At 60.2% G+C, this 13,564-nt stretch carries 15 protein-coding genes; 7 read left to right on the forward strand and 8 right to left on the reverse strand.

Annotated features, from left to right (window positions below):
* Nucleotides 1-164: 164 nt before the first annotated feature.
* The 3 genes from M5C01_RS29510 (at nt 165) to M5C01_RS29520 (ending at nt 2,265) form a co-directional block, all read left to right on the forward strand.
* Nucleotides 165-731: an aminotransferase class V-fold PLP-dependent enzyme gene (locus tag M5C01_RS29510; RefSeq protein ID WP_255916953.1), complete on the forward strand. Its 567-nt coding sequence runs from the start codon at nt 165-167 to the stop codon at nt 729-731.
* Nucleotides 728-1,675: a DHH family protein gene (locus M5C01_RS29515; RefSeq protein ID WP_152741968.1), complete on the forward strand. Its 948-nt coding sequence runs from the start codon at nt 728-730 to the stop codon at nt 1,673-1,675. The genes M5C01_RS29510 and M5C01_RS29515 overlap by 4 nt, the downstream gene beginning before the upstream one ends.
* A gap of 131 nt (nt 1,676-1,806) precedes the next feature.
* Nucleotides 1,807-2,265 (forward strand): metallophosphoesterase family protein, encoded by a 459-nt coding sequence (locus M5C01_RS29520; RefSeq protein ID WP_103499748.1) that lies wholly within the window; start codon nt 1,807-1,809, stop codon nt 2,263-2,265.
* 39 nt (nt 2,266-2,304) lie between these two features.
* Here M5C01_RS29520 and M5C01_RS29525 read toward each other — a convergent pair whose 3' ends face one another.
* Entirely contained in the window at nt 2,305-3,159 is an 855-nt protein-coding gene (locus M5C01_RS29525; protein WP_178130014.1) for a helix-turn-helix transcriptional regulator, read from the reverse strand.
* A gap of 34 nt (nt 3,160-3,193) precedes the next feature.
* On the reverse strand, nt 3,194-3,817 hold the full coding sequence (locus M5C01_RS29530) for a YbhB/YbcL family Raf kinase inhibitor-like protein (RefSeq protein WP_152741966.1): 624 nt from the start codon (nt 3,815-3,817) through the stop codon (nt 3,194-3,196).
* Between the two features lie 424 nt (nt 3,818-4,241).
* On the opposite strand from M5C01_RS29530, the gene M5C01_RS29535 reads away from it, so the two are divergent.
* The gene (locus M5C01_RS29535) at nt 4,242-4,904 is read left to right on the forward strand and encodes a dihydrofolate reductase family protein (protein ID WP_152741965.1); all 663 of its coding nucleotides are present in this window, start codon (nt 4,242-4,244) and stop codon (nt 4,902-4,904) included.
* A 29-nt stretch (nt 4,905-4,933) separates the two neighbouring features.
* Here the strand turns inward: M5C01_RS29535 and M5C01_RS29540 are convergent, their stop codons facing one another.
* Nucleotides 4,934-5,353 carry a DoxX family protein gene (locus M5C01_RS29540; protein ID WP_178130013.1) on the reverse strand — a complete coding sequence of 140 codons (420 nt, stop codon included), beginning with the start codon at nt 5,351-5,353 and terminating at the stop codon, nt 4,934-4,936.
* 118 nt (nt 5,354-5,471) lie between these two features.
* Here M5C01_RS29540 and M5C01_RS29545 point away from each other — a divergent pair, with 118 nt between their 5' ends.
* A complete protein-coding gene (locus tag M5C01_RS29545; protein ID WP_152741964.1) occupies nt 5,472-6,377 on the forward strand; it encodes a LysR family transcriptional regulator in 906 nt (301 codons plus the stop codon).
* A gap of 45 nt (nt 6,378-6,422) precedes the next feature.
* On the opposite strand, the gene M5C01_RS29550 is transcribed toward M5C01_RS29545, so the two are convergent.
* Entirely contained in the window at nt 6,423-7,019 is a 597-nt protein-coding gene (locus tag M5C01_RS29550; RefSeq protein WP_152741963.1) for a flavodoxin family protein, read from the reverse strand.
* A gap of 168 nt (nt 7,020-7,187) precedes the next feature.
* Here M5C01_RS29550 and M5C01_RS29555 point away from each other — a divergent pair, with 168 nt between their 5' ends.
* A complete protein-coding gene (locus M5C01_RS29555; protein ID WP_152741962.1) occupies nt 7,188-7,385 on the forward strand; it encodes a DUF1737 domain-containing protein in 198 nt (65 codons plus the stop codon).
* Between the two features lie 9 nt (nt 7,386-7,394).
* Here M5C01_RS29555 and M5C01_RS29560 read toward each other — a convergent pair whose 3' ends face one another.
* The 4 genes from M5C01_RS29560 to M5C01_RS29575 are packed head-to-tail and all read right to left on the reverse strand — an operon-like array spanning nt 7,395 to nt 12,468.
* The gene (locus tag M5C01_RS29560; RefSeq protein WP_103498894.1) at nt 7,395-8,846 is read right to left on the reverse strand and encodes an anion permease; all 1,452 of its coding nucleotides are present in this window, start codon (nt 8,844-8,846) and stop codon (nt 7,395-7,397) included.
* A gap of 56 nt (nt 8,847-8,902) precedes the next feature.
* The gene (locus tag M5C01_RS29565) at nt 8,903-10,153 is read right to left on the reverse strand and encodes an NADH-ubiquinone oxidoreductase-F iron-sulfur binding region domain-containing protein (RefSeq protein WP_152741960.1); all 1,251 of its coding nucleotides are present in this window, start codon (nt 10,151-10,153) and stop codon (nt 8,903-8,905) included.
* Nucleotides 10,154-10,163: 10 nt separating this feature from the next.
* A complete protein-coding gene (locus M5C01_RS29570; RefSeq protein ID WP_152741959.1) occupies nt 10,164-11,822 on the reverse strand; it encodes an FAD-binding protein in 1,659 nt (552 codons plus the stop codon).
* Nucleotides 11,823-11,832: 10 nt separating this feature from the next.
* Nucleotides 11,833-12,468, reverse strand: coding sequence for a 4Fe-4S dicluster domain-containing protein (locus tag M5C01_RS29575; RefSeq protein ID WP_103498897.1), 636 nt, complete (start codon nt 12,466-12,468; stop codon nt 11,833-11,835).
* A gap of 206 nt (nt 12,469-12,674) precedes the next feature.
* On the opposite strand from M5C01_RS29575, the gene M5C01_RS29580 reads away from it, so the two are divergent.
* Nucleotides 12,675-13,412, forward strand: a complete 738-nt coding sequence (locus tag M5C01_RS29580; protein WP_152741958.1) for a transporter substrate-binding domain-containing protein — start codon at nt 12,675-12,677, stop codon at nt 13,410-13,412.
* The last annotated feature ends 152 nt before the right edge of the window (nt 13,413-13,564 follow it).

Below are 13,564 nucleotides of genomic sequence, written 5' to 3' on the forward strand. Positions count from 1 at the left end.
AGTTTTGTCTGCCGAAAAAGAACGTGACAAAGTAATTCGGCACGCTAATACGCTGTTTTAACTATGGACAATGGATTTTAAGGAAAGCCGATGTCGATGTTTTGTCAGATCATGGATAAATCTGATAGTGGTGGGTGCGGGTGCCGACTGCTTGATTTTCAACAGTGGCTCCAATACCCGGTGCCGGTTTTCTGTACGCCAGAGATCGCTACGGATTGTCGCCGTTGATTGTTGGTGGCGGCCAGGAAGGCGGGTTGCGCGGTGGTACGCAGAATTACCCGGGTGTTCTTTCGATTGAAACCGCGTTGCAGGAGAAACAGCAGAAATGCTGCTCCGCAAAAGCCGCGGCACAACGCAGTCGGGAAGCGTTTGAACGTACGCTGCAAGCGATGCTGGGCGAGGTGGTCGTGATCGGTGAGCAAGCACCGCGTGTACCGTGCGTGAGCTTTATTGCATCGCCGGGAGTGAATACAAAAAAACTACAGTCAGCCTTGAACACGCAGTCGATCTACATAACCGCAGGGTCGGCGTGTTCGGACAAGACACTCAGCCTATCCAACACGGTCACACAGCTGGGATATCCCGACCGGGTCGCCGGAGCCACAGTACGTATTTCCATCGACGAAGAACAGTGTCAGTTCGGCTATGAGCGGATTCTGGAGGGTATGGCCCACGCGCTGAAGTTGTCTTCGACTGTCTCGGCAGCTCACGCTGTGGCTCACGTGTCATGAGGGTGGTGACCTCCGGGTCGGCGTACCTGGACATCGACGCGTATGCCTGTTGCATTGCGTACGCCGAGCTGTTGAATCAACAGGGCGTCGATGCTCGGGCCGTCAGTAGTGCCCCGCTCAATGCCAGCATCTCCAGGACCGTGCTCGGATGGCAATCCTCTCTGGACGATTATCGGCCGAGAGCGGGTGATGAGTTCGTGTTGGTGGATGTCTCCGACTACCACCATTTTGACCCGGTGGTGGTGCTTGATCAGGTGGTGGAAGTCATTGACCACCACCCTGGTTTTGAAAACTATTGGGCGCAGAAGCTTGGATCTGGTGCGGAGATTCTGCAGATCGGAGCAGCAGCGACTCAGGTTTTTCAGCGTTGGGAAGCGACGGGGTTGTTGCCGCGGATCAGCAAAAAAAGTGCTGCGTTGCTGGCCACGGCGATTCTGGACAATACCCTGAATTTCACCGGGCAGTTGACCACCCAATCGGATATCCGGGCTTATGAGGTCCTCGCACGGCGGGCGAAACTGGCTGCGGACTGGCCTGAGCGGTATTTCTCCGAGTGCCAAGCGACTATCGAGTCAGACCTGATTGGCGCGTTGGCGGTTGATATGAAGCGGCTGAAAGTCGATAGCAACCTGCCGCAGGTTTTCGCGCAGATGGCGGTGTGGGATGCCAGTGCGCTGATCCGAACGCATCGCTCAACGATTGCTCACTGGCTGGCGGCGCAGGGTAGAGATTGGCTGTTGAACGTCATCAGCATCCGCGAGTGCAAGAGCTACTTTCTGGCTGAGCCCTTGGTCAGCCAACAGAAGTTGAGTCATTTGCTGCCGATCGAATGGCAGGCCGGAATGGCGGTGCTTGAGCGCTCGCTGCTGCGTAAGGAGCTGGTGAAGTTGGGCTTGGGCCGTATCTCCATTGCAGACGCCATACCGGAGATAGCGAGAAGTTGAACCGCCAGGTTGGCCGAATGCGCCACCGGCTCGCTTTGTCGCAACAGGTGACCGTGATTTCGATACATTGCTCTGCCCGAGGCACTTGTGGGTACACTCGCTGACCACTTCCAGCCCTCACGGTGCCCTGCATGAAAGTTGGAGTGATTTCCGATACTCACGGCCTTCTCCGTCCCGAGGCCCTTGCTGCCCTGAAGGGCTGTGAAAAAATCATTCACGCCGGCGACATCGGTAAGCCTGAGGTGCTTGAGCACCTGGCCGCTATCGCTCCACTGTTCGTTGTGCGCGGTAATAACGACCAGGACGCACCCTGGGCAGCCCATCTGCCGGACCTTCTGCGGCTCGACCTGAGCGGATGGCGGACCCTGCTCGTGCATGACATCGCCGATGTTCCAACAGCTCTGGATGAGGGCATAAAGCTGGTAATCACCGGCCACTCGCACAAGCCTCTCATTCAATGGCGTGATGAAACCTTGTATCTCAACCCAGGGAGCGCGGGTCCACGGCGTTTCAAGCTTCCGGTGACACTGGCGCTGCTGGAGGTGCTTGAGACCTCCATCGAGCCTCGCCTGGTTTCGCTTCTGCCATGATCCGAATGAACGAAAACGGTGGGGCCATCCGTTTCTTTCCTACCGTACAGGAGAGAAACCAAAGCGGCTTTTGAAACGCATTGAAAATCTCGAGATTGCGCGATACCCGCAGGCGTCGGCTATTTGCGAAATGCTGAAATGCGTCGTCTGTAACAGCATCATCGCGTGATGCATTCTAATCTCGGTCAGCACTGCGCTGAAGCTGACGCCTTCTTCCGCGAGGCGTCGCCTCAAGGTGGCTTCACTGACGGCTAATTCGCGACCTACCTGTGCCGCTGTCCAGTGTTTGTCCGGAGCCTTGGCCAGTAACTGGGTTAATCGCTCCGCCAGCCCAGGGATTGAAGGACGGAGGAATACAATATTCCGCTCCTGCAATGCCAACAGAAGTCCCATCAACCGATTTGTCTGTTGCGCCTCCGAAACGGTTCGTGAGTCGATTCCTCGAATGCAAAACTGCAGTGCATCATTCAAGTCTTCGTCCAGTTCCGCCGTCTTGCATTCAGTGACCGTGGATGAGGCCGTGACGTTGTGCCCATAGCGCTGGTGAAACTCAGTGATCAGGCCCGGTGCGAACGTCAAAAACAGAGAAGCAAACGTCGAACTGTTTTTATCCGGTGTTTTTTGAATATCCGTGATGGCGTTTTTGGCCACGGCCATCAAGGTACGGGGATCAGCCAACTCCCAGGTACGTTCACCACTGTCCAGTGTCAAATGGCCTGATGTCACGACCAGCAACGTCGCTTCAAAAAAGCGGAAGTTGGTAGCGTGCTGAGGACCCATCAGGCGCGGCCTGGCCAGCATGCATGGTGCTTGCGCTTGCAGGGGGGCGCCCGATGGCAGCAGCCAGCGGGCGTCGTCCGGTTGCGGGGCAGTCACAGGCTCAGGCCGATCCATGGTGAGGGTGTGGTTCCTGAAGTTGGCCGCAAAATCACAGGTCCATGTTGAGGGTGTAGGTGCCCGTAAGGCTGGCCTTGGCCAGTACATGCCCTTGCAGTGCATCCAGAATATTCGCGCCGTTAACCGGGCCCGATATCACGAGGCTGGGCACGTCCAAAGCGTAGACAGTGAACACGTAGTGGTGCAGCCGCTCGTCATTCCACGGCGGGCATGGGCCATCGTACCCGTAGTACTCGCCGGACATTTGTGGGTCCGATGCAAACCAGGCGGTGTAGTCATTGAGGCCATGGCGTTGGCCATCGCCGGTTTGCGGACCGTTTTTGCCTCGGGGGGTGATGCCGTTGCTATGACTCCCTTCGGTAATTTCCCGCTGGTTGGCAGGAATATCGATCAAGAGCCAATGGTAAAAATCGACGCGCGGCAAGGACGCGGCAATGACTTTACCTTCCTGATTCACATCATCGCCCACACTCGGGACGTCTGGGTCGTGGCATATCAGAACAAACGATTGAGTATGCTCCGGGACTTCTGTCCACGCCAGATGTGGGTTGCGGTTGCTCGAGAGTGTGTAGTGGCTCTGCGCGTTCGGAACAGCAAAGGCGTATTCCCCCGGGATGGCGGCGTTGTCATCAAAGGCGTTACTGGTCAGTTTCATGGTTGGGCCTGAATAAGCAGTGAGGTATCGGACGCCTGGCTCATCGAGTGAATGTGGCACTCGGGATCGTGGCGTTTACCAGTCCTCGAGAAGGAGCGGCTGCGGGAGTGATTTTAGAGTGGAAGTGAGTTTTGCCTTTGACCCAGCCAATCAGAAACTGAACACATCCAGTCAACTTGGGCCAGGTATAGGCATGCGTGGAGGCAGAAGAAAAGGTACTGGGTCGTAAGTCTCTGCGAAAGGGTAGGGAGACCCTACCGTCATTACAACCTCCCGATCCTTCTCAACTATGCTTATGCCATACCAAACCGGGAGCCGTTCCCCGTGAGTTTTTCTGCGGACTGTTATACAGAGCAGTCGGAGCTATACAGCAGAATGGCTGTCGAAACAGAGAGCTAGGCGTCAATCGAAAGGAGGCATGAACATGACACGCGTCCGAGTTGCGGGTTTCACTATCTCGCTTGACGGATACGGAGCGGGCCCGAATCAGGAGTTGAATCATCCGCTCGGCGTGGGCGGGACAGATTTGCACCAGTGGTTAATCCCAACACGCACCTTCCAGCGCACCCTGTTTGGCGCCGAGGGCGGCACAACGGGGATCGATGACGACTTCGCTGCGCGGAGCTTCAAGAACGTGGGTGCCTGGATTCTTGGAAGAAACATGTTCGGACCGATTCGCGGCCCCTGGCCCGACATGAACTGGAAAGGCTGGTGGGGAGACAACCCGCCCTATCACGTTCCAACGTTCATCTTGACTCATCACCCGCGCGCGCCCATCCATATGGAAGGCGGAACGACGTTCTACTTTGTCACCGGCGGTATTCACGAGGCGCTTGAGCAGGCGCGCGATGCCGCCAACGGAATGGATGTGCGCATTGGTGGTGGGCCTGACACGATCCGGCAATATCTTCGTGCCGGCCTGATCGATGAGCTGCACATCGCTATTTCGCCGGTCCTGCTGGGCGGGGGAGAGCGATTGTTCGAGGGGGTTGACGCGCGCGCCCTGGGATACGAATGCGTTCAGTTCGTCGCATCGGAGAAAGCCACCCATGTTGTACTCCGGCGCCAAGGGGGCAATGGCGCTTAACAACCGATGCGCTGTCTGCGCCGCCCGGTTCAGCGGATAGGCAGAATGGCCCGGATACGGGGATCGCGCGCGTAGAGGCCGCCCCAGGCCATGGCGCCCAGAAGCAGGGAAATGATTTCCGGCGGCGACCCCAACTCACCCATGCGGACATGGGCGCAGATGGCCCCTCCCAAAAAGCCCGTCACCAGGATCGCGCCGAGGACGGTGGTGGCCGGGATGGCGTAAAGGAGGGCGCAGGCGAGTACGATCGGACCTACCACGCGGGTCAGGTCCATCGCGAACCCGGTTTCCTGCAACAGGCTCGCGATCTGTGCCGGCGCGAAAAGCTGAACGGTGCCGTCTGCCACCAGGGCGATAACGACCAACGCGCTCACGATCCGGCCGACCCACAGGGCGCGATGCGAGGTCATGGTTTCAGGCACATGATGCAGATTCATCGTTTCGGACACTTGTCTTTCTCCGCTGGGGTTATCCAGTTTCGAAGCTTACTGTGTCTCCGGGATGTTATAAGCACTGACAAAGTGAACGTACTGTTCTCTCTGTGGTGAACAATTCCGAGGCCCGAACATGCAGAATCTCGAACCCCTCCTCATATTCATAACCGTGGCGGAAATGGGCAGCTTCACTCGCGCGGCCGATAGCCTGGGTATCCAAAAGGGCAGGGCCTCGACGGTGGTCCGCAAGCTGGAGGAGGAGATGGGTGTCAGGCTCCTGCACCGGACGACGCGCAGCGTGCAGTTGACGGAGGATGGACGCGCATTTCATGCCCGTGCCCGCGATCTGCTTGCTGATGTCGATGACCTGCACTCGATGTTCGCGGATGATCGCGTGACACTTCGCGGGCGTTTACGGGTCGATTTCCCGACCGAGGTGGCGCGCGCCACTATCGTACCGGCCTTGCCGGCCTTCATGGCGACTTATCCCGAGTTGGAGTTGGAGGTGTCGAGTACGGATCGGCAGGTCGATCTGGTGCAAGAAGGGTTTGACTGTGTCTTGCGGCTTGGACCCATAAGGGACGAGACGCTGATTGCCCGTCCACTGGGCCAGTTGCCCATGGTCAACGCCGCCAGTCCCGCCTATCTGGCGCGCTATGGTGTCCCTCGAACGCTGGAAGATCTCCAGCGTCAGGGACATCAGATCATTCATTTTTCGACGATGTTGGGTGCAAGACCCTATGGATGGGAATATCCGGACGGCGACAGCCACGCGACGCTTCAGTTGCCAGGTGCGCTACACCTCAACAGCGCGCAGACCTACGAAGCGGCGGCCCTCGCCGGCCTTGGCCTGATTCAGGCACCGCTCTTGGGGATCGGCCAATATTTGGAGAGCGGATCACTGGTAGAGATCCTCCCCGATTTGCGTCGCCGAGCGCTGCCCGTGTCCCTCGTCGTCGCACATCGGAGCAATCTGTCGCGCCGGGTCCGGGTATTCATGAAATGGGTCGAAGATGTGCTGAGGCCGCATCTGCAATAGCGAGGCGAACCTCTTCGTCCGTCCCCAACCGGAGGGGCTTGGATTTCAGGCACTCTGAGATTTTCCGGATCGCAAGTATCCGGCAATCAAAGCGACACGCGCGCCATAGAGGCGTGCTGTCTCCAGATCCCCTGGCGACATCTCTTCAGGGGAAGCATCGGCAGGTGTCTGCGCCATCGGAGCGATATAGGAGCCCATGCGATTCAGGTCATCGCGCTTCGAAGCCTTGACGTTCGCCGGCTTGATATCCATACCCACCCAGATGCCAGCGTGCTGCCCGGAGAGCAGGAAGAAGTATTCAAGGGTATTGAGTTTGTCGCCGTTGATACTGGCGCTGTTGGTGAAGCCGCCAAAGATCTTGTTTTGCCATCCGCCCTCAAACCAGATCTTCGAGGAGGCGTCCGCGAATCTCTTGAACTGCCAGCTAGGACCTCCCATGTAGGTCGGCGAACCAAACAGGATGGCATCTGCGCCGGCGAGAACTTGCCAGGCATCCTCGGCAACATTCCCCTCGGCGTCGATTGCAACGAGCACAGCGCCGGGGCCGGCGCCTTCAGCGATGGCGGTTGCCATACGCGCGGTATGGCCATAGCCCGAGTGGTAGACGATGGCTGTTTTAACCGAAGTGGTGTGTGGATTCATGAGTGCTTCCCTGTGTGATTCGTGCTGGTGGGTGACATGGGAATCACTCTACTGGGGCGAAAATGCGTTATAAATCACGGTAGATCGAACAGTCTGTTATCGCTCTGGTGAACAATGCCAACCCCGTGTGCCAGGGAAACTCCACCCATTATCGAAGGAAATTGATCTATGAGCCGACCCCCAGAAGGACTTCCCATTTATCGAGTACTGACTGGCCCCGATGACGCCGCCTTTTGCCACCGCGTCAGTGACGCCTTGAGCATGGGGTACGTGCTGCATGGTTCTCCTGCAGTCACTTTCAATGGGCAGCAGGTGATCGTTGCGCAGGCAATAATCTGGTCCGCAGGTGCGACCACCGCCAAATAGTCAGCGACTCTAGGACAGCGCAAGAATCCAAGGCGCACCCAGGCCCAGCAGCAGAATAAGAAACAACCCGCCGAAGATAGAGCCCAGGCGCCAGTAATCGGCACTGGGCAGATAACCACTGCCGTAGTAGACCGGGCTCGGCCCCGTGCCATAGGGTGTGATGATGCCCATCAGCCCCAGCGACGTGCCCAGCAGCAGCGCGAAGGCTTGCAGATCGATGCCGCTCACCCCCATCCCGGCCGCCAGCATCACCGGCAGCAGCGCGGTGGTGTGGGCGGTGGAGCTGGCAAACAGGTAATGGGCCAGATAAAACACCACCACCAGCAGCATCATGGCAACGTTTGGAGAAAATCCATTCAGGTGGGCCGCGACGAATTGACCAAACCACGGCACAAAGCCCACCCGTGTCAGCCCGTCGGCCAGGGCCACCAGGGTGGCGAACCAGGCGAAGGTGTTCCAGGCGGCCTTGTTGCCCAGTGCGTCATCCCAAGTGATGACCTGGGTCAGAAGCATCAACACGATGACCAGGATGCCCACCAGGGCGGGGTCGAGCCAATCCCCCGCGAATATCCACAGTCCGAGCGCACTCACCACCAACGCCAACAGGATCTTTTCGCGGCGTGACAGTGGGCCCAGATCTATCAGTTCGCGGGCCGCCCAGGCCGGCACTTCTTCGTTGCTCTTGATCTGCGGCGGATACAGCCAGTACGCCAGCAAGGGCAGCACTGCCAGTAACAGCAGGCCGACCGGTGCGGCGGCGATAAACCACTGGCCCCAGGAAATATGCACGCCGGCGATTTTTTCGATCAGGGCCGAGGCCAGCAGGTTGGGCGCCAATGCGGTCATGAACAGTGAGCTGGTGACACAGGTGGAGGCGATGGCAACCCACATCAGATAGGAACCGATGCGCCGGGCGCTGGGGTCGTTCGGCTTGGAGTCGTAGAGTCCGGGCAGGTTGCGAATCACCGGGTAGATGGTCCCGCCACTACGAGCGGTGTTGGACGGGGTAAAGGGCGCCAGCACCAGGTCCGCGAGCATGACGGCATAGCCCAGGGTCAGGGTCTTGCGGCCCATGCGCTTGACCAGCAGCAATGCAATCCGCCGCCCCAGCCCGGTCTTCTCATAGCCCAGGGCAAACATGAAGGCGCTGAAGATCAACCAGACCGTGTTGTTCGCGAAACCCGACAGGCCCCATTTCAAGGCCTCCGCAGGCACCTTGAAGCCTGGGCTGGCCAGTTGTTCCGGACTGAACAGCACCCAGGGGGCCAGCACTGCCGCGACCGCGACTCCGATCAGGCCAATCACGGCGCCCGGCAGCGGTTCGAAGATCAGGCCGACGACCACCCCGGCGAACAGGGCGAAAAAATACCAGGCATGGGGGGCCAATCCGGCCGGTGCCGGCAGGAGGGCGAGCACCAGGGCAACGCAAGGTGGCAGCAGAAATGTCCAGAGATTACGCACGATCGAGTTCCTAATAATACCGGGGCTGAATGCGAGTGAAGGGTGATTGCAGGTCATCAACCCACGGCAATGACTTGAGCGGCGTATTCGTTGCGAAATTGCTTCAGGGAGCTGAGCACCACCGTTGCCGCGCCATCGATCAGGCCACAGCGGCCGCTGCCCGGAAGCAGATGGCAGAGACTCTCCAGTGCCTTCAGGTCATCGGGCAGGCCCATACCGGTATCGATTCGCCGCAGCAACCGCGAGAGTTGATAAGTCCCGGCTTTACACGGCGGGCACTGGCCGCAGGAGCCCGCCGCAAAGAAGTCGACGTACTCCGCCACCTTGCGCACGATGCTGGTGCCCTCCGAAATCACGATCATGGCCCCGGTCCCCAGGCTTGAACCCCGGGCCTTGAGCGTATCGAAGTCCAGGGGCACATCCAGGTCCTCCGCGCCCAGCAGGGTATTGGAAGGACCGCCGGTGAATACCGCCTTGAAGGCGCGTTCGCACAACATGCCACCACCGTGCTGGAAAATCAGCGTGCGCAACGAGGTGCCCATCGGTAGCTCGTACAGGCCTGGCCTGAGTACGTCCCCGGAGAGCGAGTAGAGCTTGGTCCCGCAGGCGTCACCCAGGCCCAGGTTTCGGTACCAGGCGGCGCCATGGCGCAGGATGTGGGCAACATGGGCCAGGGTTTCGATGTTGTTGATCAGCGTCGGTTGGCCATGCACGCCACTTTGCGCGGGGTAGGGCGGTTTCTGCCGGGGGAAGGGGAAGCCCCCTTCGACACTGGCGATCACCGCGGTTTCTTCGCCGCCGATATACAGGCCCGAGCTTTCCACCACCGCAAGGTCGATCGGGCGATTCTGCTGCCGGGCGACTTCGGCCAGGAGGGCGCAGCCCCGCCATTGCTCGACGGCCTGACGCACAACGGCCACTGCGTTGTGCTGGTGCGGGTTGACGTAGAGGTAAACGTGATTGGCCCCTGTGGCCAGCGCGGCAATCAATGCGCCCTCGATCACCTGATGCGGCGACTTTTCCAGTAGCTCGCGATCCTTGAAGGTGCCTGGCTCATCCTCGTTACCGTTGCACAGGACATACTTTTCCAGCTCCGCGGGCTGCTCCGCCACGGCGGCCCACTTGCGATGGGTGGGGAAACCGGCGCCACCCAGGCCGCGCAGGTCTGCTTCGGCCAGGGTCGGGAGGATGCCGCTCGGATGGCTGAGTGCGGCGCGCAAGCCTTCACCGCCGCCCTGGGCGAACCAGGCATCGAGGTCGGCGCCCACTTGTACGGCGGGGGCGAGTAATACGAGTTGAGTCTTCATCTCAGGCATCTCAGTAAGGCAGCGAGTCGGCGTGAGTGGTCGGCAGTGCACCCTTGGCCCGGTGGGGCACGGCACTGTGCCGGCGCAGGTCGAAGTTGCCGTACCCGGGGAACAGCTCGGGGCCGTAGACGTCCAGCGGCAAGCCGGCGGCGATCAACTGGCGTTGCCAGTCGTACACATGGGACAGGCCGACCTTCGGCGCGGGCGTAGGGTCGGCGGTGTGGGCCGCGTGCTCTCCAGCCCGGCGTCCGAAGGTGATGATCTCTGCCAGGGCGTTGCCCATCATGCGATTGCGGCCATGGATGCCGCCGCTGATTTCGCCGACGCAGTACAGCCCGCGTACCGAGGTCTCGCCGTTCTCGTTGATGGCCACGCCACCGTTTTGATAATGCAGGGTCGGCCGGACGATCAGCGGTTCCACGGCCGGATCGATACCGCACTGGGCCGCGACATGTCCCAGGCTCACCAGGCGTTCCTTGAGAATCCCCGGATGGCGGCGCTCCAGCCCGGGGGTATCGAGCAAGACGCCCAGTTGCCCGTCACGCTCGACGCCACGGCCTTCGGCGCATTCCTTGAGGATCGCGGCGGACACCACATCGCGGGTTTGCAGTTCGGGGATGAAACGCTGCCCCAGGCCGTTCACCAGATAGGCGCCGGCCGAGCGCGCGGCTTCGGAAACCAGCCCGCCGACACGATGCGACGGCCAGGCCAATCCGGTGGGGTGATACTGGAAAGAATCGATTTCGCGCAGGCGAGCGCCAAGACGATAGGCCAGGATCAAGCCGTCGGCGGTAGCGCCATAATGGTTGGAAGTGGGGAAGCCATTGAGGTGCAGGCGCCCGGCGCCGCCCGTGGCGAGTATCACGCGGCTGGCGCGCACGAGGATGAAGCTGTGTCGTTCCAGGTTGTAGAGTACGCCGCCCACGCAGGTGCCGCTTTCATCGGAGAGCAGCTCGACCAGAGGGCAGCGGTTCCACACGCTCACCCGCTCTTCCAGCTCCACCGCCTCGCGCAGCACCCGCATCATCTCCAGACCCGTGTAGTCCTTGAACGAGAGGATGCGCGCACGGCTGGCACCGCCGGGCTTCTTGCGCAACAGCTTGCCACCGATCAGGCCGCCCTCGGCGAGATCGAAGTGCATGCCGCGCTCGATCAGCCAGCGGATAGTCTCCGGCCCCGACTGGGCGAGGCGCGCCGCCAGCGTTCGATCGGCACAGAGGTGGCCGGCGCGCAGGGTGTCTTCAAAGTGAATCTGGGGGCTGTCGTCCTCGCCGACGGCCGCCTGTATACCGCCCTCGGCCATCACCGTATTGCTGTCGCCCAGGCGCAGCTTGGTCGCGAGGATGACATGGGCACCGTGCTCCACGGCGGTCAGCGCCGCCGCGCAACCGGCACCGCCGCCGCCGATAATCAGCACGCCGGTATTGACCACCGGGGCACCGGCCAGGGCCGCGTCATCAATTTGCGCATTGCTGTGCAGGCGGTCCGTCAGTTCGCGTGGGCAATGGTCCCCGCGATTCACGCCCACCTGCAGCGGCGTATTGGCCCCCACCCGATAGTCCGGGTGGAAGGCGTGCAGCAGTGCCTGTTTATCGAAAGCTTCAGAGGCGGGCTCGCAAGCGCTGGCGCGCAGATGGGCCAGGGCTTGCGGATAAGGAATACCGGACATGCTGTGTTCCTTATTCCAGCGTTACGTTGGGGTCGACGTTCATCACGCCGCGATTGATCTGGCTCAGGCGCTGCATCAGGTCCGCCGGTCGAAAGCCGACGGACGCTGACATCCGGCGTATGTAGAGGCCCAGATGGTTCGGCGAAATATGCTCGGGGCAGGCGATGGTGCACAGGTTGCACATGATGCATTCGTCGAATACCTGGCTCGCTGACAGATCCCCGACGGCGGCCAGGTTGACGCCTTTCTGCACCTCCAGGCCCTTGGGGCAGGCGCGGTCGCAACCGCCGCAGTGCCGGCAATGGCTGGCTTCGGGAAAGGTGGCGGCAATGCGCTCCGAGATGTTCCAGGTGTCATCCCAGTCATGGAGGTTGTAGGTGTGGTGCCGGTTCATGGGCAGATGGTCGAGGAAGCTGATCTGCAAACCCTGCTCGACCCGGGTTTCGCAGGCCAGGGCGGTGCTGACCTCCCGTTCGCCGGCGCGCCGGATCAGCACCCGGCACGAGCCACAGACGCCTTGGCCCATGCAGCCGACCGCGTCGATAAGCGGTTGTCCCGAGTCGATAACGGCTTCCAGGATCGAACGCAGGGCGCTGGTTTCGATCAGTTCTCCATTGATGGTGACCTGAACCGGGGATGTTGGCATAAAAACTCCTGAACGCCCCGCAAACGGCAAGGGCTCAAGGGCAGCCTAGAGCATCACGGCCAGAGGGGAACTGATACGGCTCAATAAAACCGAACACGCCCCTGCCGAGTTTGTCGTTTGCAGATGCTTAAGCCGCCCAAGTGCCCACCGAGACATCTGGAGCAGGGCTGTCATACACTGGATGCCCCTTACGTTGAGGTCGATTCATGAGACGGGTGCTCGGCTGCTGCCTGCTGTCTTTCCTTGCTTTCTCGGCTACCGCAGCGGATCTGCGCATGCTGACCGATAACCATCCACCCTTGCATTTTCAGCGCGGCGATGAGTTGGTGGGGTTTGGCGTTGACGTGGTGCACGCTCTCGCAGAGATAACCGGCGATCATGTGCATATTGAACAGACGCCCTTGCTTAGGGCCTTGCAAGTCGCTGGCACGGGCTCGGACACGGCAGTTTTTACCGTACTGCGTACTGCCGAACGCGAGTCGCACTACCAATGGGTAGGCCCATTGCTGGACGTCGAAACGGCACTCTATGCGGGATCTGGAAAAGCACCGCCGTTGCATAGCCTGCAAGACGCCAGTGCCGTCGGCCGAATCGCACTGCCGCGTAAATGGCTGGCTTACGATTACCTGAAAAAACAGGGGATGAGTAATTTGTACGGCGTGGAAACCCCCGAGCAGATGATGCGATTGCTACGCCTGGGGCGAACAGATCTGATCGTCGCGGATACGCTCACCATCGCCTCGCTGGCTCATGAGGCCGGGCTCAAACCTGACGAACTGCACTACCAATGGCCACTGATGACGCAGGGCGCCTATATCGCCTTTTCCCCACAGACGGACGCCCACCTGGTTGCGCGCTGGCAGAACGCGTTCGACGAGATGAACCGTGATGGGCGCCTGCAACAGCTGAAGCAGCGTTGGTTGCTTGATCGCGTAACAAAGTGAGCCCGGTACTTGGACGGGGTCTTAGTCGCGTTTCCGGCTTTACCCGCGACGCCACTGAGAGTGTCGCTTGCATACGACTTGGATCGAACGGGCCATGTGGACTGGCGACGAGCCTGACCGTCTCGAGTACAACCAGGAGGCTGAGATCGAAA

This window comes from Pseudomonas sp. MWU12-2319, assembly GCF_023242525.1.
Classification (GTDB): Bacteria; Pseudomonadota; Gammaproteobacteria; order Pseudomonadales; family Pseudomonadaceae; genus Aquipseudomonas; species Aquipseudomonas gingeri_D.

Coding starts and splice junctions, on each gene's coding strand:
- M5C01_RS29575 (WP_103498897.1), bottom strand. CDS start 12,468: ATGCCAACATCCCCGGTTCAGGTCACCATCAATGGAGAACTGATCGAA.
- M5C01_RS29570 (WP_152741959.1), bottom strand. CDS start 11,822: ATGTCCGGTATTCCTTATCCGCAAGCCCTGGCCCATCTGCGCGCCAGC.
- M5C01_RS29535 (WP_152741965.1), top strand. CDS start 4,242: ATGACACGCGTCCGAGTTGCGGGTTTCACTATCTCGCTTGACGGATAC.
- M5C01_RS29550 (WP_152741963.1), bottom strand. CDS start 7,019: ATGAATCCACACACCACTTCGGTTAAAACAGCCATCGTCTACCACTCG.
- M5C01_RS29515 (WP_152741968.1), top strand. CDS start 728: ATGAGGGTGGTGACCTCCGGGTCGGCGTACCTGGACATCGACGCGTAT.
- M5C01_RS29545 (WP_152741964.1), top strand. CDS start 5,472: ATGCAGAATCTCGAACCCCTCCTCATATTCATAACCGTGGCGGAAATG.
- M5C01_RS29520 (WP_103499748.1), top strand. CDS start 1,807: ATGAAAGTTGGAGTGATTTCCGATACTCACGGCCTTCTCCGTCCCGAG.
- M5C01_RS29565 (WP_152741960.1), bottom strand. CDS start 10,153: ATGAAGACTCAACTCGTATTACTCGCCCCCGCCGTACAAGTGGGCGCC.
- M5C01_RS29525 (WP_178130014.1), bottom strand. CDS start 3,159: ATGGATCGGCCTGAGCCTGTGACTGCCCCGCAACCGGACGACGCCCGC.
- M5C01_RS29580 (WP_152741958.1), top strand. CDS start 12,675: ATGAGACGGGTGCTCGGCTGCTGCCTGCTGTCTTTCCTTGCTTTCTCG.
- M5C01_RS29530 (WP_152741966.1), bottom strand. CDS start 3,817: ATGAAACTGACCAGTAACGCCTTTGATGACAACGCCGCCATCCCGGGG.
- M5C01_RS29555 (WP_152741962.1), top strand. CDS start 7,188: ATGAGCCGACCCCCAGAAGGACTTCCCATTTATCGAGTACTGACTGGC.